The following is a 22,015-nucleotide window of genomic DNA, read 5'->3' on the forward strand; positions in this document are numbered from 1 at the left end:
GAGGTCACTTTTGGGCGACATGCATTAGTCGAAGAGACTGGACACCGATTCTTCGGTCGCCGTGCGTGAGATGGCTTCGCCCATCAGGTCGGCGATCGAGATGACGCGGATGTTCGGCGCGTCGAGCACGCCCTGGGTCGGCTGGATGGAATCGGTGATCACCAGCTCCTGCAACTTCGAGCCGCTGATGCGGGCAACCGCACCGCCCGATAGCACGCCGTGGGTGATGTAGGCGGTGACGCTGGTGGCGCCGTTGGCCAGCAGCGCATCGGCGGCATTGCATAGCGTGCCGCCGGAATCGACGATGTCGTCGATCAGCAGGCAATCCTTGCCGGCGACCGCGCCGATGATGTTCATGACTTCCGATTCACCGGGACGCTCACGGCGCTTGTCGACAATGGCGAGTTGCGCGTCGAAGCGTTTGGCCAGCGCACGGGCGCGGACCACGCCGCCGATGTCGGGCGACACCACCACGACATTGCCGAGCTGTTTGTATTTGGCCTTCACGTCGCGGGCCATGACCGGCACCGAGAACAGATTGTCGGTCGGGATGTCGAAAAAGCCCTGGATCTGGCCGGCATGCAGGTCGAGCGTCAGAACGCGGTCGACGCCGGCGCGGGTGATCATGTTGGCGACCAGCTTGGCCGAGATCGGTGTGCGGCCAGAGGCGCGGCGGTCCTGCCTGGCGTAGCCGAAATAGGGAATCACCGCCGTGATGCGCTTGGCCGACGAGCGCATGAAGGCATCGATCATGATGAGCAGTTCCATCAGGTGATCGTTGGTCGGGAACGAGGTCGACTGCAGGATGAAGACATCCTCGCCGCGCACGTTTTCCTGGATTTCGACGAAGATTTCCTGATCGGCGAAGCGCCTGACACTGGCCTTGCCCAGCGGGACGTTGAGGTACCGGGCGACCGCTTCGGCCAGCACCCTGTTGGAATTGCCCGCGAAGAGTTTCATGCACGGTTCCTGGTGGAGGATGGAAAGACCTGACGGACTCGCCTGCGCCCTTTAACCGGGCTTTTAGCGGCCCGCGCCGGTATTGCAAGCGCCGAGATCGGGAATCCGCCGGCTAAACTCAAGAAAGCTCCGCGCCATCACCGGCAGGCAACATTTCAGCCCGCCTTGCCGCCAAGCCAGGCCGCGAATTGGTCGATGGTCTGGTCGGCGATCGCCTGCATGGTTGCCGGCGAGACCCCCTTCCAGCTGTCGCCGCCCCCGCTGTCGCCGGATTTGACCGATGGCGCCTTCTGCTGGCCGTTGATGCGGTGCAGGCGGTTGCCGGCGGGGTCGTAGACGTCCCAGACATAGATGACGGTGGTGTCCGTGCCTTCCGACATCGTCGAGAAATAGCCCTTCAGCACATGGGTCGCGGTCTGATCGGCGCTGCCGGCGAGCGTGATGCCGCGCTGCCTGGCGCGCGTCTGCAGCTCCGCTGTCAGCGGTGTCGCGGCTTCCACCGAAGCGCCGACGATCGGCGCGATCTGCAGGCGGGTCTTCGACAGGATCGCAGCGCTTTGGGCAGATGTGAGCGATGTGGCGGCGGTTGCAAGAGCGCCCGCAGTGGTGCCGGCCGGCGCCGGAACCGTGGCTGCCGTGTTGCCTGACGTGGCGGGCTGCGTCGGTGCCGACGTCGCCGGCGGGGTGATGGCGGAAGGTTCGAGAACGTCCTTTGCGTTGGTGCAGGCGGCAAGAGCCAATGCCACAAGCAATGACACGGTCGTCACATGCGATCGTCTCATTTGCCTTCTAACTCCTTGGCGAAGAACGCCTCCCATTATGGATTCACTGTACGATCAAGTCGAGATCATGGCGGGACAGCGGCTTGGGCTGGGATTCGGTGGTCAGGTAGGTGCGGCCAAGCGTCATCGCCGTCTCGGTGTCGGAATCCATGATGATCATGTGGGCGAACAGCGTCATGTTGGGCGCGATCGGTTCGGGGTTGCCCTGGTAGAACATCGGCATGTCCATCCAGGACGGTGTGAAGCGGGCGCCGACCGAGTAGCCGCAGGCGTTCAGCCGGTGCTTGGTCAGGCCGTGCGCCTCCATGGTGCGGGCATGCGCATCGAACACGTCGCCGAAGCTGTTGCCCGGCGCCATTGCCTTTTCGACGGCCAGAAGTGCTGCGCGCGCCGCGTCGAACAGCTCCTGATGGCGCTTCGACACCTTGCCGGTCAGCACCGTGCGCATCATCGGTGCGTGGTAGTGGTTGAAGACGCCTGCCCATTCGAGCGTCAGCTGGTCGTTCTTGGTGAGCTTGCGGCGGCCGGCCTTGTAGCGGCATAGCAGCGCGTCAACGCCGGAGCCGATGATGAACTCGTTGGCCGGATAGTCGCCGCCGCCGGCAAAGACCGCACCTTGCATGGCGGCCAGGATCAGCGCTTCGTCGCCGCCCTGCTTGATCAGCGGCAGGGCCGCATCGAGCGCATCGTCGGAGAGATTGGCGGCCTTCTCGGCCTTGACGATTTCGGCAGGGCTCTTGAACAGGCGCAGCCGGCCGACAATGCCGGACGCATCGGCGATCTGGCCGAAGGTCTGCAACTGTTCGTCAAGCCGGCGGCCATTGAAGGCGGTCAGGCCGTGGGTGTCGTATTCGACACCGATGCGGGCGCCGAGCAGGTCAAGCTCGTTGAGCAGATTGCGCAGGTCGACCGCCGGATTGGCACCGTTGCGGTCGGTCCACAGGACGATGTTGTCGATGATCGAGGTCTGGCGCGCCTGGCGCAGATCGGCCGAGCGGGTAAGCAACACCATCGAACCGTCGGCCTTCACCACCAGGCACTGGAAGAAGCAGAAGCCGAACGTGTCGTAGCCGGTCAGCCAGTACATGCTTTCCTGCGCGAACAGCAGGATGGCGTCGAGCTTCTTCTCGGCCATCTCGATCATCAGCCGGTCGCGCCGCGCGTCAAATTCCGATCGTTCAAAATGCAGCGCCATTATTCTCTCTCCAAAACGATTGCCGAAATCTGCCGGCCGTAGTCGGGCTCCTTGCGGTGCGTGGTGCGCCGGTAGGAGTAAAACAGATCTTCCTCGGCATAGGTGCAGCGGCCGAGGCCCTCGGCCGTCACGCCGGCCTTGGCCAGCCGGTCGATCGTGTAGCGGTTGAGGTCGAACATCGCATGGCCGGCATCGGTGGATGGCGCGAAATAGCCGATGTTTTCAGCGTCGGCCTCGACGAAGCGGGCGACGAATTCCGGGCCGACCTCATAGTTTTCCGGGCCGATCGAGGGGCCGAGCACGGCGACGATGTTTTCGCGCCGGGCACCAAGACTTTCCATGGCGAGGATGGTGTTTTCGAGCACACCGGTGAACGCGCCTTTCCAGCCGGCATGCGCGGCGCCGATGATGCGCGCCTCAGCGTCCGCGAACAGCACCGGACCGCAATCGGCGGTCGAGGCGCCGATGGCGACGCCCGGCCGGTCGGTGACGATGGCGTCGGCCTTGGGCCGCTCGCCGGCAAAGGGTTCGCTGACGATGACGACGTCGGGCGAATGAATCTGCCAGGCGGTCAACAAATGGCTCGCCGGCACGCCCATCCAGGCGGCTACGCGGGCGCGGTTCTCGGCCACCAGTGCCTGGTCGTCGTCCGATCCGGTGCCGATGTTGAGGCCCTGATAGATGCCGCCGGAGACACCGCCGATGCGGGTGAAATAGCCGTGGCGGATACCTTGTGCCTGCGCCTTGTCCAGCAGCGGCGACCGAATGGGATCCGGTTTGGTCTGATTCGACATGCAGGCGTTGTTGTCCGTGTGGGCGGTTTCGTCAAGAAAAAGTCCGGGTGCAAAATGCAGGCGGCCGGTGGCGCCGTGCTTTTGCCGGACGGGAGATTGGGAGGGGCGGCGGTGAAAAGTCAATCCGCCGTGGCAAATGGCGTCGTTGCAAAGAGTGGGGCGGCCACGCCGCGTGGCAGCACGGCAAGCACCTTGAACAGATCGCCCATGGCTTGCGGCCCGGCGAGGCGCTCGACATCGTCAGCGATCTTGTCGCGTGCCGCCCGGTCGGCATCCGCGCCGAGCCGGCCGGCGCGTTCGAGAATGCCCATGCCGAGCAGAAAGTCGCCCTGCGTTGACAGATGGGCGTCGAGGCCATGCGCGCGCACGATCGCGGCAAGGGCGGCGAAATCGACATGGGTGGTGAGGTCGGCCTCGCCGGGATTGGCCAGCACATCTTCGTGATTGTGGCCGCGCAAGGCCTGCAGCGTGTCGCCGATACCCGGCTGGAGATGGCCATAATCGAGAAACAGGCCGGCGCCGCCATCCTTGGATATGCGCTCGGCGATGGCTGCCATCAGCGCGGTGCGGGCTGGCGCGACCTCGACGATCGCACCCTGCGGCGCCTCAGTGGCAGCGGCGGGCAGCAGCGTCGAGTCGACAGAACCGGCACCGGCGAAGAAGCAAAGGTCATCGGCGTCGTCGAGGCCAACCATGCGTTCGCGCCAGCCGGCGCCGGCGCGGACGAACTGGCGGACGGGTACGGCGTCGAAGAGTTCGTTGCCGACGATGAACAGCGGCTGCCGCGGCAAGGCCTCGATGGTTTCGTGCCAACGAACCGCGAAAGGTGTGACGCCAAGCGTCTGTTGCTGGACCTCTGTCAGGCGCGGGCTGGTCTCGATCATGGCGAAGGTAGCGCCGTTGGCCAGATCAGGATCAAGCCGCGACAGCGTGCGCAGCATGTCCTTCATCAGCGTGCCGCGACCGGGGCCGATCTCGGCGATGGTAACCGGCAGCGGCCGGCCGCTCGCCAGCCAGGCCTGGTAGAGCCAGACGGCGACCAGTTCGCCGAACATCTGGCTGATCTCGGGCGCCGTGATGAAGTCGCCGGCCGCACCAAAGGGTTCGCGTGTCGTGTAATAACCGTCCGCCGGGTCGAACAGGCATAGCGCCATGTATTCGTTGACGGGAAGCGGTCCCAATGCCTCGATCAGGTCGACGATGCGGGTTTTCAGCCGTGTCATGCCGGCTGCGGCTGTGCCACCGGCTTGGCGGTCAGCATCGCCCAGATACCGGCCAGCACCATCGGGGTAGAAAGGATCATGCCCATGGTCAGCCAGTTGGTACCGAGGAGATAGCCGAGCTGCTGATCGGGCTCGCGGAAGAACTCGACGAAGATGCGCGACAGGCCATAGCCGCAGATGAAGGCGCCGCCGACGAAGCGCGGCGTCTTCAGCTTGAGGCGCGAATGGGTGAGGATGCGCAGCACGAGGAACAGCACCACGCCCTCGAGCAGCGCCTCATAGAGCTGGCTCGGATGACGGGCAAACGGCCCGCCATTTGGGAATTCGAACGCCCACGGCACGTCGGTTGGCCGCCCCCACAGCTCGGAATTGATGAAATTGGCGACGCGCACCAGGCCAAGGCCGACCGGCACGCCGGCCGCCACGACATCGAACAGCGACCAGGGGCGGATGCCGCGCTTGATGGAAAACAACGTCATGGCCAGGATGACGCCGAGCAGGCCACCATGGAATGACATGCCGCCCTGCCAGACCGCGAAGATGTCGAGCGGGTGCGCGATGTAGCGCGGCAGATCGTAGAACAGCACATAGCCGGTGCGGCCTCCCAGCACGACGCCGATGGCCGCCCAGACGATGAAATCGTCGAGATCCTCCGGCTTCATCGGCAGGACGCCGTTCGGCCACAGCCTTGCATTGGCGGCGAGCCGCTTGGCGTACCACCAGGCGAACAGGATGCCAACGATGTAGCCGACGCCATACCAGTGCACCGCCAGCGGTCCGATCTGGATGAGGATCGGGTTGATGTTGGGGAAGGGCAAGGAGGCCAGCGGCAGCAGGAAATATTCGTTCAACGGGGGACTCTCGGTTGCGAAACGCGTTTGGGCGCGGACCATGCGGCAGGCTTTTGGCAGGGTCAAGGCAAGGTGGACGCACTCAATTGTCGGGGAACAAGATCGTTCCAAAATCCATCGCGCCGTGCAGGATGTGCATTATCTCCAGGGTGTCAGCGCTAACGCGGTAGAAAATCAGACAATTGCCATGAACGCGCCGACGAATGCCTGAGGATCGATGCCGCTCAAAGAGCGGATGCCGCTCCGGCATGGTGCGCAATTCCATGCAATCGCGGCGCAATTCCTGAATGAACGTCACCGCACGAAATGCGGTTGTGCAGCGCGATGTAGTCACCAATGGCTGCAAGGTCCGCTTCAGCCCGACGGGTGAAGACCAGCCGCCTCACTTGTTCTTCTCTGCCATCGCCTTGTATTTGGCTTCGAGTCTGTCCAGCACCTCGTCGCCGGGCTTCACCCGGCCGGCGTCGGCATCTGCAATGCCTTCTGCGAGGGCTGCGTCGAGGGCCGCAAGGCGCTTTTCCCGCTCTTCGACGAGGCGAACGCCTTCGCGTAGCACTTCGCTCTTCGAATTATAGCGACCGGTGCTGACAAGCTGATTGACGATATCCTCAAGACGGGTACCCAAGTCTGCGCTAATGGCCATGACGGTGCTCCTGCAAACTGCTCCCAGACAATAATAGTTATTGATCAGATTTGCCAGTGTTTTGGACAAGGGCGGGGCCGACTTGATGCCGCAGCAGCCTTAACGTTCTTGCATTCGACGCGCGGCACCACTACGTCATTTCGATCAAGCGAGGATTTGCCATGTCGACCGGACCGAACCGCATTCTCGATGAATTCGCCAAGCTGATGACCGACGCCGCCGGCGCCGCGCAGGGCGTGCGCCGTGAGGTGGAGACGGCCTTCAAGGGGCAGGCCGAACGCATTCTCAACACCATGGACGTGGTGCAGCGCGAAGAGTTCGAAGCCGCCCGCGAGATGGCCGCCAAGGCTCGGGAAGAAAACACCCGCCTTGCCGAGCGTATCGAGGCGCTCGAGGCGAAGCTTGCCGAACTGGCTGGTGACGCCGCACCAGCGGCGCCGACCAAGCCCCGCGCAAAAAAATAATCGTTAAACTTTTCCACATAGCCCGATCCTGAAAAGCGCTTTGCCGTGAATCGCTTAACGGCATTGCATGAATCTTTGTGATAGCGGCTTTCCACATGCGAATGACGCAGTGCGAAAAATTGGGCTGTTCACGCGACTCCCGATCAATAGACTGAATTTGTTGCATGATTCGGAGAAGGGTCATGCGGCCGGGCGGTGGGGTCCGGTCTGGGGTCTTTGCGTCGAGAAGCAGTCTTTTGCGCGAAGAAAGTCCTGGCCGTCCGAGTTCTAGACAAGATTGTTCGTTGTGTGTGCCCTCTCGCGGAGCGTGTGGCGGCGCTCGTACAGAACGACAGGAAGCATTCCATGGAACTTCTCGAACTCGAATTCTCCCGCGAAATCCATCCGGTGGATGTTATCGAGCAGGTGGCCCACAACAACGACTGGTCCTTTGAGCGGGCCGGCGACGACGAGATTTCGATCTCGGTTGCCGGAAGCTGGACCGACTATCACGTCTCCTTCTCGTGGATGGAGGATTTCGAGGCGCTGCACCTGGCCTGCGCCTTCGACATCAAGGTGCCGGAGACCCGCGCGCTGGAAGTGATGCGGCTCTTGTCGCTCATCAACGAGCAGATGCTGTTCGGCCATTTCGACCTCTGGGAGCAGGAGGGTGCGATCATGTTCCGCCAGTCGCTGCTCTTGGCCGGCGGGGTCGAGCCGTCGAGCCAGCAGGTCGAAGTCCTGCTGTCGTCGGCGCTGGAAGCCTGCGAATGCTATTTCCAGGCGTTTCAGTTCGTCGTCTGGTCGGGAACCTCGGCCAAGGACGCGCTGGCCGGCGTGCTGTTCGAGACCTACGGCAACGCCTGAGTCCCCATAAGGCAGACAAGACCAAGATGAGTTCGAGCAGCGAGCGTAAGCCAGAGATCAGTTTTGCCGACTTCGATCGTGTCGACATCCGCGCCGGCACGATCGTCGAGGCCGAGCCGTTTCCGCAGGCGCGCAAGCCGGCGTTCAAGCTGAAGATCGATTTCGGCGCCGGCATCGGCATCAAGAAATCGTCGGCGCAGATCACGAAATACTATGCGCCGGAGACGCTGATCGGCCGGCAGGTGTTCGCGGTGGTCAATTTCCCGCCGCGCCAGATCGGCCCGTTCATGTCGGAAGTGCTGACGCTCGGCTTTCCCGATGAGGAGGGCGCCGTGGTGCTCGGTGCCATCGAGCGCAAGGTGCCGGACGGCGGCAGGTTGTTTTAGGCTGCCAGCTTCCGCGTCGTTCCCAGCGCTTCCTCGACCGTGTCGAGGAACATTTCCGCGCAGGCGTTCCAGCTGTAGCGCATGGCGCGTTCGCGTGCCTGCGCGCGGTCGACGTTGAGCGCAGCGAGCGAGGCCTCGCGCAGATCGTTGGAAACTGCGCCGCCAAAACCGTCGCCGACGATGTCGATCGGCCCGGTCACCGGATAGGCGGCGACCGGCGTGCCGCTGGCCAGCGCCTCGATGATGACATTGCCGAAGGTGTCGGTGCGGCTCGGGAAGACGAAGACGTCGGCCGAGGCGTAGATCTCAGCCAGTTCGTCATTGGGGCGATGGCCGAGGAAATGCGCCTGCGGGTATTTCGCCTTGAGCCTGGCAAGCTCGGGGCCTTCGCCCACGATCACCTTGCTGCCCGGCAGGTCGAGGTCGAGGAAGGCGGAGAGGTTCTTTTCGATGGCGACGCGGCCGACGCAGAGGAAGACCGGGCCGGGGAAGCCGAGATCCTTCTTCTTGTCCGGGCGGAAATGATCGGTGTCGACGCCGCGCGTCCATGGCCGCAGCTTGGTGAAGCCGCGCGCCGCAAGATCGTCGGCGAGCGACTGGGTGGCGACCAGCGTGCCCTGGCCGGAATTGTGAAAATCGCGCAGCCAGCGATAGGCCCAGCTTTCCGGCACCGGCAGGCGGGCGCTGAGATATTCGGGAAAGCGCGTGTGATAGCTGGTGGTGAACGGCCGGCCGGCATTGCGGCAATAGCGCCGCGCCATGATGCCGAGCGGACCCTCGGTGACGATGTGGATGTGGTCTGCCTTGCCGGCTTCTATCAGGCGAGCGACATGGCCGGGCGTGGTCAGCGCCAGCCTTATGTCGGGATAGGTCGGCAGGGGCAGGGTGCGAAAGATGTTGGGCGTCAAAAAATCCACCGCGACATCGAAGGATTTCAGCGTTTCGGTGAGCCGCTCCAGCGTGTGGACGACGCCGTTGACCTGCGGGCGCCAGGCGTCGGTGACCATCAGTATGCGCATGGCGGCCCTTTGCAGGAAAGGTCGGCGGTTGCCTTGAGACGATGGCGGAACGGCGACCAGCCCGCTGCCCGCGCTTCGCTCCAGCGCACCCGGGCGGGCACGGGATCGAAGTGAGGCGGCAAGGCCGAATCAATTGAGGTCGCGCGCTTCATGCGCGCTCTTGACCATGGTTTCATGACGGGCCGATGAAGCCCGTCCTGCGCCGACTATGCAGGAACCTTGATGACGGCGCGAAGCCCGCCGAGCGGGCTGTCGTCGAGGGTGATGTCGCCGCCATGGCTGCGGGCTATGTCGCGGGCAATCGACAGGCCGAGCCCGGTGCCGCTGGCATCGAGGTTGCGGGCCTCGTCGAGCCGCACGAACGGCTTGAACACGTCTTCGCGCCGGTCGGGGGGAATGCCCGGACCATCGTCGTCGATGGTGACCAGAAGCGAGCCGCGGCCATGGGTGGCGTTGACCTCCACCGTCGAGGCATAGCGGAAGGCGTTGCCGATGACGTTGGACATCAGCCGGGCGAAGGCGTTCGGCCGCACATGCACATCGGGGTCGCCGGCAAGCGTCGTCGACAGCTTGCGCTTGCGCAGCCTGGCTTCCTCGTCGAGTTTCTCGAAATAGGCCTCGAGATCGAACCGTCCGGCGTCTTCCGAAGCCTCGCCACGGGCAAAGGCGAGATAGCCTTCGAGCATCGACTGCATGTCGTCGATGTCCTGGTCGAGCGCCGCCTTGGTCTCGGCCTTGCCGCCAGAAAGCGCAAGCTGCAGCTTGAAGCGGGTGAGGATGGTTCGCAGGTCATGGCTGACACCGGTCAGCATGGCGGTGCGCTGCTCGATCTGGCGTTCGATGCGCTCGCGCATCTGCATGAAGGCAAAGCCGGCGCGGCGGACCTCCTCGGCGCCGCGCGGCCGGAAATCGCGCGGCATCGGCCTGCCCTTGCCGAAGCTTTCGGCGGCTTCGGCAAGCATCAGGATCGGCCGGATCTGGTTGCGCAGGAAGGGAATGGCGATCATCAGGAGCACCAGCGAGGTGCCGACCATCCAGATCAGGAAGATGTGGGTGTTGGAGGCATAGGCCTGGCTGCGGCGCACGAACACGCGCAGCACCTTGTTCTCAAGCTGGACGCGCACCTCGACGATGTTGGAATTGCCGACCGTGTCGATCCAGAACGGGCGGTTGATCTGGCGCGTGATCTCGGACGAAAGAACGTCGTCGAGAATCGAGAAGAAGGGTTTGGGTCCTGGCGGCGGCAAGGGGTCGGGCGGCAGCAGGTCAACCTTCAACTGCATGCGGTCCTGGGCGATGCGGATGATGCTGGTGTAGTCGGCGTCGTGCGGATAGGTCTCGATCAGGTCGATGATGGCGGCGATGTCGCGCACGGTGGCCTGCGACAGGCGCTGCGTCACGGTTGCCCAATGGCGTTCCATGAAGACGAAGGCGACGACCGATTGCAGCAGGATCATCGGCGCGATGACGATGATCAGCGAGCGGGCATAGAGCCGCTTGGGCATGTAGAGCGAGACCAAGCGCCAGAAACGGTTCCAGGCGCGCGGCACCGCCTTTAGCGTCCGCGTGGCGCGTGCGCTCAAGCCGCCATTGCCCGGCTGTTCCAGTTCCGTGGTTGCCATTCGCTCTTATCGCTTGCCCGCAGCCGTTCAGCCGGCCGCAGGCGGCATTCTATTCCACGCTGAGCCGATACCCAATACCACGTACGGTCTGCAGCCAGACCGGATTGGACGGATCGCGCTCGATCTTGCGGCGCAGCCTGTTGATCTGGACGTCGATGGTGCGCTCGCCGACTTCCGAATCGTCGCCGACAAGCTCGTGGCGGGGTATCGTCTCGCCTGCCCGCGCGGCGAAGATCGCAAGGATCTCCTGCTCGCGGTCGGTCAGCTTCAGCGCCTCGCCACCACGCTTCAATTCGCGCCTGGCGATCTGGAAGGTGTAGGGGCCGAAGACCAACTGCTCGACCTTGGGCGTGGTCGCCGGGCCACCACGGCGCAGGATGTTGTTGATGCGCAGGATCAGCTCGCGCGGATCGAAGGGTTTTGGCAGATAGTCGTCGGCGCCAGCCTCCAGCCCGCTGATGCGGCTGTCAGTCTCCGACAGCGCCGTCAGCATCAGGATCGGTACGTTCTTTTCGGCGCGCAGCGACTTGGTCAAGTCTACGCCCGTCTCGCCGGGCATCATGACGTCGAGCACCAGAAGGTCGAAGTCGAGGCCAGCAAGCTTGCGCCTGGCTTCGCCGGCATTGCCGGCGACGGTGACGCGAAAGCCGTTTTCGGTCAGATACTGCTTGAGAAGATTGCGAATGCGTGTGTCGTCGTCGACGACGAGCAGATGCGGCGCGTCGTCGTCCGGCGCGGCCGTGTGATCGACCCGTTCAGTGCTCTCCATGGCTTTTCCCTGACATTTCTGCGGATCCAACGTCGATCTGCGCCCTCAGTTCCGGATTGACCATCGCTTCGAGGAACCGTTCCACCAAGGTCCGTTCGGTTATTCCGGAATCCCCCAATGCAGCATGGATGCGGCGCGACTGTGGCCGCGCCAGCGCCAGCGCCAGCGCGCGGCCCTTGGCCGTCGGATAGAGCTCGCGCTGGCGGCGGTCGCGCGGACCTTGCAACTGCACGACATGGTCGGTGTCGATCAATTGCTTGAGCACGCGGGCCAGGCTCTGCTTGGTGATCTTCAGCACGTCGAGCAGTTCGGCGACCGTCAGGCCCGGCCTGCGGTTGACGAAATGCAGCACCCGGTGGTGGGCACGGCCGAAACCGTAATCAGCCAGGATCTGATCCGGATCGGAGGTGAAGTCACGATAGGCGAAGAAGAGTAGCTCGATGATGGCGAAGTCGATGCCGTCCTCGTCTGACATCGCGGTCCTGATCGGTTTCCCGGCTGCGTGGCTTCGATCCGTCATCATTTCTCCGTGGGAAAGAGAGATTATGTCAGTACTATTGACGTAATTTCCCTGCAATGGTAATTTTTGGCAAGCTTTTGGGCGGATTGCGAACGAAAAGGCAAGGGAAGGCGGTTTTTCCGGAACTTCCTGAGTTTGCCAGAGCGCAATTATCCGCCTACGCTCCAGCATAAAAGTCGCTTTGGGCGGCCGACACGAAACACCAACGATACAACACTATGCGGGCTGCCGCCCGCGGGAGGTTACCATGGCATCCGTTCCCTTCGACCAACTGGATGGTTTCATCTGGATGAACGGCGAATTCGTCCAATGGGGTGACGCCAAGATCCATGTGCTGACCCATGGCCTGCATTACGCCAGCGCCGTCTTCGAGGGCGAGCGCGCCTATGGCGGCGAGATCTTCAAGCTCAACGAACACACCGAGCGCCTGCATGACTCGGCGCGCCTGCTCGGCTTCAAGATTCCCTATTCGGTGGCGGAGCTCAACGACGCCTCCTCCACGCTTCTGAAGAGGCAGGGTTTCCAGGACGCCTATGTCCGGCCGATCGCCTGGCGCGGCAGCGAACAGATGGGCGTTTCGGCGCAGAACAACCGCATCAACTGCGCCATCGCCATCTGGCAATGGCCGAGCTATTTCGATCCCGCGCAGAAGCTGAAAGGCATCCGCCTCGATGTGGCGGAATGGCGCCGGCCCGACCCGCGCACCGCGCCTTCCAAGTCGAAGGCCGCCGGCCTCTACATGATCTGCACCATGTCCAAGCATGCCGCCGAGGCCAAGGGCTATGCCGACGCCATGATGCTCGACTGGCGTGGCCAGGTCGCGGAAGCGACCGGCGCCAACATCTTCTTCGTCAAGGAGGGCAAGATCCACACGCCCAAGCCCGACTGCTTCCTCGACGGTATCACCCGCCGCACGGTCATTGGCTTGGCCAAGGATCGCGGTCTGGAGGTGATCGAGCGCGCCATCCTGCCGGAAGAACTCGAGGGCTTCGAGCAATGCTTCCTGACCGGAACTGCAGCGGAAGTAACGCCGGTTTCGGAGATCGGACCTTACCGATTCGAGGTCGGTGAAATCGCCAAAAACCTAATGAATGACTATTCTGCCGCCGTTCAGCCCAAGCACGCGATCGCCGCAGAATAACGATAGTCACAGCTTTTCGAGCAAGCAGGGGCGGTTTTCGGGCCGCCCCTTTTATTTCAGCGTTTCTGCATTTGACTTTCGTCCAATTCGGCGTCTCATGATCCTGTCGGCCCGGGAGGCTGGCAGCTATGGAGGGACTAATCATATGGACATGAACACGCTTCTTCCGATCATCATACAGGTGATTGCTGGCGTCATCGGTGGTCAGGCGATCGGTGCGGCGCTCAAGACGGCGGCGATGGGTCAGCTCCCCAAAATCCTGGGCGGAGCTATTGGCGGCGTGGGCGGCGCGGCGATCCTCGGAAGCCTGCTGGGCGGCGGCGCGGTCGATCCGGCGGCTGCGGCAGCAGCAACGAGCGGTCTCGGCAGCGCGCTGAACCTCAACAACATCGTCGGCGGCGCCGGTGGCGGCGCGATCCTGACCGGCATTCTCGGCGCGGTCATGGGCGCCATGAAGAAGTAAGCGGCCATTCGGTCTTTTCAAATGGGCGGCTTCGGCCGCCCATTTCCGTTTTGGGCTACTGACTGTTCGTCTTTCGGGGGTGGACGCCCTTCGCCCGCGCCTCTACATCACCGCTGGCGTAGCGAAAGGACGATCATGGGTCAGCTTAATGCCGGCATCGTGCCGGTCACACCGTTTCAGCAGAATTGCACCATCCTGTTCGACATGGACGACAAGCACGGTGTCGTCGTCGATCCGGGCGGCGACATCGACAAGGTGCTGGCGGCGCTGAAGGACAATGCGATATCAGCCGGGGCGATCTGGATAACGCATGGCCATATCGACCATGCCGGCGGCGCCATGGAACTGAAGGAGGCGCTCGGCGTCGAGATCATCGGTCCGCATGAGGCCGACAAGTCGCTGCTCGACAATCTGGAAGCCCAGGGCAGGCGCTACGGCATCGCCGGTGCGCGCAACTGCGTGCCCGACCGGTTCCTGACCGAAGGCGAGACCGTGTCGTTCGGCGGCCATCTGTTCGAGGTGTTGCACTGCCCTGGCCACGCGCCCGGCCACGTCGTCTATTACAACCGCGCGGCGAAGTTCGCCCATGTCGGGGACGTGCTGTTTCGCGGCTCGGTCGGCCGCACCGACCTGCCGGGCGGCGACCATGCGGCGCTGATCGCTTCGATCAAGGACAAGCTCCTGCCGCTCGGCGACGACATCGGCTTCATCTGCGGCCACGGCCCCGGCGGCCGCTTCGGCGAGGAGCGGCGAACCAATCCGTTCCTGGTGTAGACGGTGCTGATATTCAGGTGAGGCCGGCCTGCAAACGGCGGCTTCCTGCGCTTCCGGTGCTCACGTACTTTAAGTACGCTCCGCTCCGGTTCTCGGAAACCACCATTTTCGGCTCGGCCTGGCCTGAATCTCAACACGTCTTGGCGCTCTTAACGACCGATCGAAATCGGGGGCTCAATAACAAAAAGCGCCGGCCTCGCGGTCAGCGCTTTTTGTTTGGGGCAGGGAAGCCCTTGGTCTTAGTTCGTCGTGCAGAAATGCTGTTCACCGTCATTACCGGTGAACGTGCCGGTACGGGAATTGAAGCTGCGGTAACGGTCCGAGCAGTATTCGTACCAGTCACGCGTCCACGGCTCGGCATAACGATCGGCGTAGACAACCCTTGGCTCCGCATAGTAGCGGCGGACCGGGGCCGGGCGCACCACTACGTCACGATCGGAGTAACCGTCATCATAGTAGCGGTCAGCGTAGGGCGGCGGCCGGTCATTGGCCAACGCGCCACCGATCAGCGCGCCGGCCGCGAGGCCGAGGACGCCGGCGGCGATCGCATCGCCATTGCCGTGATGGCCGTGATGGCGCCAGTCACGCGCGTTTGCGGCGGGCAAGGTTGCGAGCGTGGTGGCGGCCACGGCAGCGGCCAGGACGGCGGTCTTGAAAATTCGGTTCATGTCGGTCTCCTTCGTGCCGGACCGTGCAGTTTCGGGGGATCCGGTCCGGCTTTACCAAAGGCTAATATGCGACCGTGGCTGAACGGGGGCTGAACGGATTTCGACGTGTTTATTCAAAACAGACGTCAAAGATCACACGCTCTCGAGAGGCGAAACTGCCCGCCGCAGCCGGTCTGAAGCTGGCTCAGCCGACCGACAGGTTGACGGCTTTCGGACCCTTGCCGCGCTTGTCCGGCTCGGTGTCGAATGACACTTTCTGGCCATCCTCGAGACCGGGAAGACCGGACGCCTGCACGGCTGAAATATGGACGAAAACATCCTTCGCGCCATCATCGGGCGTGATGAAGCCGAAGCCCTTGGCATGGTTGAAGAATTTGACGGTGCCGGTCTGCGGCATGGGAAGCTCCTTTGTCCCATAAACTCCAGTCTCGGGCCGGCAAATGCCCGAGCGGAAATTTGTCCTTTATTTTAGCGTCATCGGCAAGAGAAAGTTTTGCGGGCACCTGAAGCGCCTCGCGACTCGCTTTAGTTCTTTGTTTTCATGCGTAACGTTCCCCCAAACCCGGGACCACTTTCGGGCGATATGCATTGGTCTGCTTTTTCGGTACGAAAAAGGCGCGACGAAGATCGCCGCGCCTTTCCAAAATTCAAATCCCTCTCCAAGCCAGGTTCAGGCATTGGAGCCTCCGTCGCGCGTCCGAAAGACGTGCGGCGTGCCGATGGCTCAGGCAGCGCGGAGGTTGACGGCCTTGGGGCCCTTGCCCATGCGGTCCGGCTCGACGTCGAAGGTGACCTTCTGACCGTCGACGAGCGTGCGCAGGCCCGAAGCCTCGATCGCGGAAATATGGACGAACACGTCCTTGGCGCCCCCATCGGGCGTGATGAAACCGAAGCCTTTGGTCGCGTTGAAGAATTTAACGGTGCCGGTCTGGGCCATTGGGGAAACTCCTTCACCCGTTCAGTCTTTGGTGGTCCTGCCCGCCGCCTGGCGCAAAGGGCAGTTCCCGGTGGTTGCTTCGGCAGTCATGCATTGGCGCATGGTCAAACCCCCCGCCGAAAACGGGGCCGTCAGAGATTCACAGTATCGGGGAAAGGTCGTCCAAAACGTTCCGCTCTCCGGGTCGCAAATGCCCGAACACGGAATTTATCGCACGGAAACGTGATGGTTGCAAGATAGCGCCGCGGGCCGCCGCACTGGCGCATCCCGACGCATGGATCGACTAACCTGAGCATCGATCGGCACGGCATAGGCTTGCTTGCCGGCCGGGTCATCGGCCAGAGCCGGGCCACGAATAGGCCAGATGTCGAGGTGGCCCAGGAAGCAGACGCCGACCACGGCCGCAGGCACCGTTTCCGGCTGAAAGGGCTGCAAACGGGGGTTGCAATTAGCAAGGGAATGGCGACGATCGGCAACCGGGGACGCGATCGTGGGAGATTATCATGAAATTTCTGGCGGCAATCTTTTCGCGACAGGGTTTTGCCATCCTGTTGCTGTCGGCAGTTCTTGCCGCCTGCACGGTCGTGGTCGATGAGGGACCAGGGCCGCGCCCGCGTCCGCCACGGCCCGAACCGCAATATTGCAGCAAGCAGTACGAGCCGGTCTGTGCCCGGCGCGGCGGCGACCGCCAGACCTTCGCCAATGCCTGCCTTGCCGACCGGGCCGGCTATCGCATCGTGCGCGACGGTCCGTGCCGCGACGGCGGTGGTAACGGCGAAGAGCAGACGTTCTGCACCCGCGAATATGCGCCGGTGTGCGCTCGTCGGCACGGCGAGATGCGTACCTTCCCCAATTCCTGCGAAGCCCGCGCCGCTGACTATCGTGTCGTTGGCGACGGGCCGTGCTGAGGGGCAGGGCGATGTCCGCAGGACATGATCAGATCGGTAAAGGCAGCGCGTGAAGATTGAAGCTCGCGCTGCTGGTCACGGTGCCGGATACGCTCCGTCGGCCGGGCCGGCGTAAAGCTCGCTGCCATTGTCGTCGCAAATGCGCAGGCGATCGGGGATTTGCGGCATGGCCAGCGTGTGGAACAGCGCGGTGGCGCCCTGCAGCGCGGCGCGCAGGTTCGGCGCTTCCAGCGACACCTTGTCGAGTGTGGCTTCGTCGGCGTCGCGCGACCGGTAGAACTCGATGACGAAGTTCAAGCGCGCCTCCGTGGCAGAGCATTGCGCGGGTCTGTTCAGTCAGTTCGCCGCCTCACGGAGGACGACGGAGAGGGCGCTTGAGGCGCGCCCTCCAGTTTGTCAGCCCTTCGATTTCGGCTTCAGGCTGCTCTCCGCCTGTTTGACCGACGAGCCGAACGGGGAGGCGGGCTTGGCCACGACCTTGTCCTTCTTCGGCTTGCGCGTTTCGCGGTTGCTTCGCTGTTGACCCTTGGACATGTCGTGCTCCTGCTGCGTGTTGGCTTGGCTTTGCGGTGGGGTCTCAGACGACCGGGCTGTCAGCAACAACCGGGTCGTTGGCAACAACCGGGGTGTCGGCCGGTTCGAGATTGTCTTCGGTGGTGACCCGCTCATGGGTCTCCTGCTCGCTGCGGATGCGGTATTGCGGCGAGCCGTCCTTGACCGGCAGCCTGCTCTTGATCTGGAACAGTTCGGCGGTCTTCTGGACGAGGCCGGTGCGGCTCTTCATGCGCACGGTCTGACCAATCGCAAACTGGTGCGCGGGCGTGTCGGTGCGCGGGCGCGCATTCTGCTGGAAACGGATCATGCTGCGTTCTCCCTGTCGCGCTTCAGCGCTGTTTCGAGTTCGGCGTAATCGATGGCGACAAGCTGGCTGGTGGGCGGGTTTTTCACTGCCCTTGCCGGCAGATGGATGAAGGTGGCGACGCGGCGCCAGGCAGCCCGCGACATGCCCTCGATCAGCTCTTCGTCGTGATCGATGTCGTAGTCGCCGGCCGGCAGCTGCCCTTCCAGTCCGCCGAGCACGAAAGGTGCAGCGAAATGCGCGATGGAGTGGGTGGTGCGGTCCGGCATTGTCCTACCTGTGCAAAGCAGCGGTCCTGAAAGCAAAAAAGCGGGGACGAGCCCCGCTTTCCTATTTCCGGCAGTCGCTGGAAATAAGCCGCTTTCGAGAGCTGCCAGTACATCCGTGGTCAGCGTTCATCGAATTCGGCCGGATCAGATCAATTGCAAATTGGCGGCCGACTCGCGGCCCTTGGTGTCACGCTCCAACTCGAACTGCAGCTTCTGGCCTTCGGCGAGGCCGGGGAAGCCGGCGCGCTCCAGCGCGCTGACATGGACGAAAACGTCCTTGCCGCCATCGGTCGGCTGAATGAAGCCGAAGCCCTTCTGGCCATTGTAGAACTTCACGGTTCCGGTGTTCATGTGGATCTTTCGAAGAATGAGACATGGCCGCGGAGCGAATATGCCGCGCGCCCGGTATCGATGATTTGGAATGAGATTGGCGGGTCGAGAACCTCTGACGCCGCCAGATGCCAATTCTGGCCCAAAGCGATCTTGCTTATATAGGCCGATGAGGCTCATTGTTCAAGAAGATTTCTGAAAACCTCTGACGAAGGCAGAAAAATAGATCCCTGTAATTATCTGGAAAACTCTGATATGGGTCGGTGGCTTTCAAAAATTGCTTAGATTTACGCTGGGACGATTTTCCCGGCACTTGCATTTTATTATTCACAGAAGGACAAAAGCCATGGTTTCCGTCAGAACCCCGAGAGGCATGACCGTAGCGATCAACCCGATCATCAAGCCAACCACCATGCACACCATTGCCGCCGGCGCGGCCGGCAAGCCGATGATCGTCAAGTCGGCACGGCTGACCATCAGAAGCGATGAGGCGGCAAGGCGAACGATCGCCGACACCGATGGCACCATGAGGCGGGCCAGACAGGTCGCCGAGACCAACCGCCTGATCTGATCCTTCGCAACCCGATGGGAAGGGCGAGATACCAAGCGAAGCCTTGAACCTGCCGCGCCGATGGCCTAGATCGCCACAGGCGGACAAAACACGGCAGGTTTCCCATCAACAGAGATCAGAGACGAGCAGCGGGTGCGGGAGCCAGATCTGGCGCTGGGGGACAGCCACCGCTGGGGCTCGACCAGCGCGTGCAGCAGGCGCTGCAGTTGCACCAGGCCGGACGTCGGCAAGAAGCCGAGGCGATCTACCGGCAGGTGCTGGCGCAAAAGGCCAATCACGCTGCCGCGGCGCATTTCCTGGGGCTGCTGCTGCACCAGACCGGTCGCAGCGCCGAGGGACTGGACCTGATCGAACAGTCGGTGCGCCTGCAGAGCGGCAACCCGGATTTTCAGAACAATCTCGGCACGGTGCTGCGCGACCTCGGTCGGGTCGCTGCCGCCGTCGACTGCTTCCGCAAGGCGGTGACGCTGCGGCCCGACCAACTGGCGGCGCGCGACAATCTTGGTTCATCGCTGAAGCAGCTCGGCCAGTTCGAGGGTGCGGAAGAGATCTATCGCGGCACGGTCGGGCGCAATCCCTTCCATGTCCGCGCCCGCATAGGACTTGCTGAAACGTTGCAGGAAGCCGGGCGGCTGGATGAGGCGCTCGCCGTCTTCCGCGAGGCGCTGACGATCCGGCCCAGGGATGCCGACCTGCTGCACGGGCTCGGTGTCGGGCTGATGGAAAAGGGCAAGCTCGATGAAGCAGCCGATCTGTTCCGGCAGGCGCTGGCCGTCGACCCCGGCATGGCGAGAGCCTGGCTGATGCTGACGCAGGTCAAGCGCCAGAAGGAGCGCGACAGCGAACTGAGCAGCATGGAGGCTCAGCATGCCAAGGCGCCGCAGGACAGCCTGTCGCGCATGCAGTTGTCTTTCGGTCTCGGCAAGGCCAATGACGATCTCAGGGATTATGGCCGGGCCTTCGATTATTTCGCCGAAGGCAATGCGATCCGTCGCAAGGGCATCGATTACGACCAGGCCAAGACGCGGGCCGAGTTCGAGGCGATGAAGGCAACCTTCGATGCCGGCTTCTTCGAGAAGCATCGGCCCAGCTCAATCAGCGACGACACGCCGATCTTCGTCGTCGGCATGCCGCGCTCGGGCACGACGCTGGTCGAGCAGATCATCGCCAGCCATCCCCAAGTCTACGGCGCCGGCGAGCTCAGCATCCTGAAGACGGCGGTCGGCAAGCAGTTTCCCTTGACCATGAAGGGCGGTTTTCCCGCAGGGATCGCCGACATGCCCGACAAGACTTTTGCCGAGGCCGGCGAAGCCTATCTCGACATGCTGCATGGCCGTTACCCCGGCTTCAAGCATGTCACCGACAAGATGCCGGGCAACTTCCTGCTGATCGGCTTCCTGCATCAGATGCTGCCCAAGGCCAAGATCGTCCATTGCGCACGCGATGCGGCGGCGACCTGCCTGTCGATCTACAAGGTGCATTTCCGCGGCGACAGCCACCGCTATGGCTACGATCTCGGCGAACTCGCCGACTTCCACAATCTCTACACCGACATGATGGCGCATTGGCACACGGTGCTGCCAGGCGTCGTACATGATGTGCGCTATGAGGATTTCGTCGCCGACCAGGAAGGCCAGACGCGGGCGCTGATCGCCCATCTCGGTCTGCCCTGGGATGATGCGGCGCTGTCCTTCCACGAGACCGACCGGCCGGTGCGCACGGCTTCCGCCGCGCAGGTGCGCCAGCCGATGTATCAGGGCTCGGTCGATCTGTGGAAGCGCTATGGCGACCGGCTCAAGCCGCTGCTGGACAAGCTAGATTAGCGTCCTGGTTACAGATTAGCCGAAGCCCTCCAACATCGTCATCCACGGGCGAAGCAGGAGCGAAGCTCCGTCACGAAGACCCGAGGGTCCACTCCGTGACCTCGACCGAAGGATGCAACGGGGCAGAATTCTTCACCGTTTTCAACGCTTTGACGTCGCGGCATGGATCCTATGGTCTGCGCCGCGTCGCTTCGCTCCTTACTCCGCCATAGGATGACGAAGCGATGGGCGCTTAGGTCAATCTCCAAGGCTTACGATTAGTCAGATAGCGTTGCGCTAACTTGCTCAAAGCTCCATGAAGGGCTGGAAGCCGCCGAAGATCATGCGCTTCATATCGAAGGGCATGGGCCCCCAATCGGGTGTCAAGCGCGGGTCTGCCATCACCTTGGCCATGACGGCATCGCGGCTCTCGCGCGATTCATAGACGGCCCAAGAAAAGACGACGATCTCGTCGTCCTTGGCCTGCACGGCGCGCGGGAACGAAGTGACCTCGCCATAAGGCACGTCGTCGCCGATACATTCGACATAGGCGAGCGCGCCGTGTTCCATCCATATAGGGCCTGTGAGGTTGGCCAGCCTCTTGTAGTCATCGAGCTTCGCCTTGGGCACGGCGAGTACAAAACCATCGACATAGGACATTGTGGGTCTCCTCCGGGAAGTTCAAAGCGCCTCACCGACGCCAGCCGGTGAGGGACTTGGCCATTGGCGATAGATCAGGCTTTCTTCGCCGGCGCGTTCATCGCCCACTCGACGCCGAACGGGTCGCGCATATTGCCCCACTGGTCACCCCAGAACATGACCTGGAGCGGCACGGCGACTTCGCAGCCGGCATCGACGGCGCGCTTCCACCAGGCATCGATGTCGTCGCTGCCGAGGTGAAGTTGCATTGTGTAGCCCTGCGGCTTGACGGCGGGCATCCCGTTTTCGGGATAGAAATCGGAGAGCATCAGCGTCGAGCCGTTGATGTGGAGATGGATGTGCATGGTGCGGCCTTTTTCGTCCGCCGGATAAGCAAAGACCTGCTCGGCGCCGAAGGCCGTCTTGTAGAATTCAGCAGCCTTGAAGGCGCCATCCAGTTGCAGATAAGGGGTCAATCCGCCCAGCACTTTGGCCGCGGGCTGAACGGGGGTCTGATCAGTCATGTCTTGCTCCTCTTTGCGTTTGGCCTTGCCAATCACAGGACGCGTGAGGTGACGGC

At 62.8% G+C, this 22,015-nt stretch carries 31 protein-coding genes; 9 read left to right on the plus strand and 22 right to left on the minus strand.

The features are described 5' to 3' along the window. Window positions 1-24 precede the first annotated feature (24 nt). The 8 genes from ASD99_RS10175 to ASD99_RS10210 all read right to left on the minus strand — a co-directional run bounded on the left by ASD99_RS10175 (window position 25) and on the right by ASD99_RS10210 (window position 6,448). Window positions 25-960, minus strand: coding sequence for a ribose-phosphate pyrophosphokinase (locus tag ASD99_RS10175; protein ID WP_015316090.1), 936 nt, complete (start codon window positions 958-960; stop codon window positions 25-27). 155 nt (window positions 961-1,115) lie between these two features. Beyond that, window positions 1,116-1,742 (minus strand): hypothetical protein, encoded by a 627-nt coding sequence (locus ASD99_RS10180; RefSeq protein WP_057143475.1) that lies wholly within the window; start codon window positions 1,740-1,742, stop codon window positions 1,116-1,118. A gap of 43 nt (window positions 1,743-1,785) precedes the next feature. Then, window positions 1,786-2,937, minus strand: a complete 1,152-nt coding sequence (locus ASD99_RS10185; RefSeq protein ID WP_056595637.1) for a M24 family metallopeptidase — start codon at window positions 2,935-2,937, stop codon at window positions 1,786-1,788. After that, on the minus strand, window positions 2,937-3,731 hold the full coding sequence (gene pgeF, locus ASD99_RS10190; protein ID WP_057143513.1) for a peptidoglycan editing factor PgeF: 795 nt from the start codon (window positions 3,729-3,731) through the stop codon (window positions 2,937-2,939). The genes ASD99_RS10185 and pgeF overlap by 1 nt, the downstream gene beginning before the upstream one ends. Before the next feature lie 119 nt (window positions 3,732-3,850). Then, a complete protein-coding gene (locus tag ASD99_RS10195) occupies window positions 3,851-4,954 on the minus strand; it encodes a class I SAM-dependent methyltransferase (protein WP_057143476.1) in 1,104 nt (367 codons plus the stop codon). Next, on the minus strand, window positions 4,951-5,805 hold the full coding sequence (gene lgt, locus ASD99_RS10200; RefSeq protein ID WP_082525767.1) for a prolipoprotein diacylglyceryl transferase: 855 nt from the start codon (window positions 5,803-5,805) through the stop codon (window positions 4,951-4,953). The genes ASD99_RS10195 and lgt overlap by 4 nt, the downstream gene beginning before the upstream one ends. 82 nt (window positions 5,806-5,887) lie before the next feature. Continuing rightward, the gene (locus ASD99_RS10205) at window positions 5,888-6,139 is read right to left on the minus strand and encodes a type II toxin-antitoxin system RelE/ParE family toxin (protein ID WP_320410762.1); all 252 of its coding nucleotides are present in this window, start codon (window positions 6,137-6,139) and stop codon (window positions 5,888-5,890) included. Between the two features lie 48 nt (window positions 6,140-6,187). Continuing rightward, complete coding sequence (locus ASD99_RS10210; protein ID WP_056595628.1) at window positions 6,188-6,448, minus strand: type II toxin-antitoxin system ParD family antitoxin; 261 nt, start codon at window positions 6,446-6,448, stop codon at window positions 6,188-6,190. Window positions 6,449-6,609: 161 nt separating this feature from the next. Between ASD99_RS10210 and ASD99_RS10215 the strand changes: the two genes are divergently transcribed. The 3 genes from ASD99_RS10215 (at window position 6,610) to ASD99_RS10225 (ending at window position 8,144) form a co-directional block, all read left to right on the plus strand. Then, window positions 6,610-6,912, plus strand: a complete 303-nt coding sequence (locus tag ASD99_RS10215) for an accessory factor UbiK family protein (RefSeq protein ID WP_056595625.1) — start codon at window positions 6,610-6,612, stop codon at window positions 6,910-6,912. A gap of 345 nt (window positions 6,913-7,257) precedes the next feature. Continuing rightward, window positions 7,258-7,758: a YbjN domain-containing protein gene (locus tag ASD99_RS10220; RefSeq protein WP_013893499.1), complete on the plus strand. Its 501-nt coding sequence runs from the start codon at window positions 7,258-7,260 to the stop codon at window positions 7,756-7,758. 26 nt (window positions 7,759-7,784) lie between these two features. Continuing rightward, the gene (locus ASD99_RS10225) at window positions 7,785-8,144 is read left to right on the plus strand and encodes a tRNA-binding protein (protein WP_056595622.1); all 360 of its coding nucleotides are present in this window, start codon (window positions 7,785-7,787) and stop codon (window positions 8,142-8,144) included. Here ASD99_RS10225 and ASD99_RS10230 read toward each other — a convergent pair. From ASD99_RS10230 to ASD99_RS10245, 4 genes are all read right to left on the minus strand, one after another. Beyond that, window positions 8,141-9,163: a glycosyltransferase family 4 protein gene (locus tag ASD99_RS10230; protein ID WP_056595619.1), complete on the minus strand. Its 1,023-nt coding sequence runs from the start codon at window positions 9,161-9,163 to the stop codon at window positions 8,141-8,143. The genes ASD99_RS10225 and ASD99_RS10230 overlap by 4 nt on opposite strands. A 206-nt stretch (window positions 9,164-9,369) precedes the next feature. Continuing rightward, the gene (locus ASD99_RS10235) at window positions 9,370-10,785 is read right to left on the minus strand and encodes an ATP-binding protein (RefSeq protein ID WP_082583217.1); all 1,416 of its coding nucleotides are present in this window, start codon (window positions 10,783-10,785) and stop codon (window positions 9,370-9,372) included. Window positions 10,786-10,834: 49 nt separating this feature from the next. Next, entirely contained in the window at window positions 10,835-11,554 is a 720-nt protein-coding gene (locus tag ASD99_RS10240) for a response regulator (RefSeq protein ID WP_056595615.1), read from the minus strand. Then, a complete protein-coding gene (locus tag ASD99_RS10245; protein WP_056595997.1) occupies window positions 11,541-12,074 on the minus strand; it encodes a MarR family winged helix-turn-helix transcriptional regulator in 534 nt (177 codons plus the stop codon). Before ASD99_RS10245 ends, ASD99_RS10240 begins: the two co-directional genes overlap by 14 nt. Before the next feature lie 247 nt (window positions 12,075-12,321). Here ASD99_RS10245 and ASD99_RS10250 point away from each other — a divergent pair, with 247 nt between their 5' ends. The 3 genes from ASD99_RS10250 to ASD99_RS10260 all read left to right on the plus strand — a co-directional run bounded on the left by ASD99_RS10250 (window position 12,322) and on the right by ASD99_RS10260 (window position 14,452). Further along, a complete protein-coding gene (locus tag ASD99_RS10250; RefSeq protein ID WP_056595612.1) occupies window positions 12,322-13,215 on the plus strand; it encodes a branched-chain amino acid aminotransferase in 894 nt (297 codons plus the stop codon). 145 nt (window positions 13,216-13,360) lie between these two features. Beyond that, window positions 13,361-13,678 (plus strand): hypothetical protein, encoded by a 318-nt coding sequence (locus ASD99_RS10255; protein ID WP_056595609.1) that lies wholly within the window; start codon window positions 13,361-13,363, stop codon window positions 13,676-13,678. Window positions 13,679-13,813: 135 nt separating this feature from the next. Further along, window positions 13,814-14,452: an MBL fold metallo-hydrolase gene (locus ASD99_RS10260; RefSeq protein WP_057143477.1), complete on the plus strand. Its 639-nt coding sequence runs from the start codon at window positions 13,814-13,816 to the stop codon at window positions 14,450-14,452. A 239-nt stretch (window positions 14,453-14,691) separates the two neighbouring features. On the opposite strand, the gene ASD99_RS10265 is transcribed toward ASD99_RS10260, so the two are convergent. From ASD99_RS10265 to ASD99_RS10275, 3 genes are all read right to left on the minus strand, one after another. Beyond that, window positions 14,692-15,120 carry a BA14K family protein gene (locus tag ASD99_RS10265; RefSeq protein WP_056595603.1) on the minus strand — a complete coding sequence of 143 codons (429 nt, stop codon included), beginning with the start codon at window positions 15,118-15,120 and terminating at the stop codon, window positions 14,692-14,694. Between the two features lie 184 nt (window positions 15,121-15,304). Beyond that, window positions 15,305-15,517: a cold-shock protein gene (locus ASD99_RS10270; RefSeq protein ID WP_013530020.1), complete on the minus strand. Its 213-nt coding sequence runs from the start codon at window positions 15,515-15,517 to the stop codon at window positions 15,305-15,307. Window positions 15,518-15,844: 327 nt separating this feature from the next. Then, window positions 15,845-16,057: a cold-shock protein gene (locus ASD99_RS10275; RefSeq protein ID WP_006202520.1), complete on the minus strand. Its 213-nt coding sequence runs from the start codon at window positions 16,055-16,057 to the stop codon at window positions 15,845-15,847. A gap of 503 nt (window positions 16,058-16,560) precedes the next feature. Between ASD99_RS10275 and ASD99_RS10280 the strand changes: the two genes are divergently transcribed. Beyond that, a complete protein-coding gene (locus tag ASD99_RS10280; protein ID WP_057143478.1) occupies window positions 16,561-16,965 on the plus strand; it encodes a Kazal-type serine protease inhibitor family protein in 405 nt (134 codons plus the stop codon). Between the two features lie 75 nt (window positions 16,966-17,040). On the opposite strand, the gene ASD99_RS10285 is transcribed toward ASD99_RS10280, so the two are convergent. From ASD99_RS10285 to ASD99_RS10300, 5 genes are all read right to left on the minus strand, one after another. Continuing rightward, entirely contained in the window at window positions 17,041-17,262 is a 222-nt protein-coding gene (locus ASD99_RS10285) for a hypothetical protein (protein ID WP_057143479.1), read from the minus strand. A 99-nt stretch (window positions 17,263-17,361) separates the two neighbouring features. Beyond that, complete coding sequence (locus ASD99_RS34055; RefSeq protein WP_164482279.1) at window positions 17,362-17,499, minus strand: hypothetical protein; 138 nt, start codon at window positions 17,497-17,499, stop codon at window positions 17,362-17,364. A 43-nt stretch (window positions 17,500-17,542) separates the two neighbouring features. After that, window positions 17,543-17,827 carry a hypothetical protein gene (locus tag ASD99_RS10290; RefSeq protein ID WP_056595591.1) on the minus strand — a complete coding sequence of 95 codons (285 nt, stop codon included), beginning with the start codon at window positions 17,825-17,827 and terminating at the stop codon, window positions 17,543-17,545. Continuing rightward, entirely contained in the window at window positions 17,824-18,093 is a 270-nt protein-coding gene (locus ASD99_RS10295) for a hypothetical protein (RefSeq protein ID WP_056595588.1), read from the minus strand. The genes ASD99_RS10290 and ASD99_RS10295 overlap by 4 nt, the downstream gene beginning before the upstream one ends. A 144-nt stretch (window positions 18,094-18,237) precedes the next feature. Continuing rightward, window positions 18,238-18,444, minus strand: a complete 207-nt coding sequence (locus ASD99_RS10300) for a cold-shock protein (protein ID WP_023809797.1) — start codon at window positions 18,442-18,444, stop codon at window positions 18,238-18,240. Between the two features lie 325 nt (window positions 18,445-18,769). Between ASD99_RS10300 and ASD99_RS10305 the strand changes: the two genes are divergently transcribed. Then, window positions 18,770-18,994, plus strand: coding sequence for a hypothetical protein (locus tag ASD99_RS10305; RefSeq protein ID WP_056595585.1), 225 nt, complete (start codon window positions 18,770-18,772; stop codon window positions 18,992-18,994). A 188-nt stretch (window positions 18,995-19,182) separates the two neighbouring features. After that, entirely contained in the window at window positions 19,183-20,817 is a 1,635-nt protein-coding gene (locus ASD99_RS10310; protein ID WP_057143480.1) for a tetratricopeptide repeat-containing sulfotransferase family protein, read from the plus strand. A 285-nt stretch (window positions 20,818-21,102) separates the two neighbouring features. Here the strand turns inward: ASD99_RS10310 and ASD99_RS10315 are convergent, their stop codons facing one another. Both ASD99_RS10315 and ASD99_RS10320 read right to left on the minus strand, forming a co-directional pair. Further along, window positions 21,103-21,456 (minus strand): DUF1428 domain-containing protein, encoded by a 354-nt coding sequence (locus tag ASD99_RS10315; protein WP_057143481.1) that lies wholly within the window; start codon window positions 21,454-21,456, stop codon window positions 21,103-21,105. A 74-nt stretch (window positions 21,457-21,530) separates the two neighbouring features. Beyond that, window positions 21,531-21,959: a VOC family protein gene (locus ASD99_RS10320; protein WP_057143515.1), complete on the minus strand. Its 429-nt coding sequence runs from the start codon at window positions 21,957-21,959 to the stop codon at window positions 21,531-21,533. Window positions 21,960-22,015 lie beyond the last annotated feature (56 nt).

It is taken from the genome of Mesorhizobium sp. Root695 (assembly GCF_001428185.1).
Taxonomy (GTDB): domain Bacteria; phylum Pseudomonadota; class Alphaproteobacteria; order Rhizobiales; family Rhizobiaceae; genus Mesorhizobium.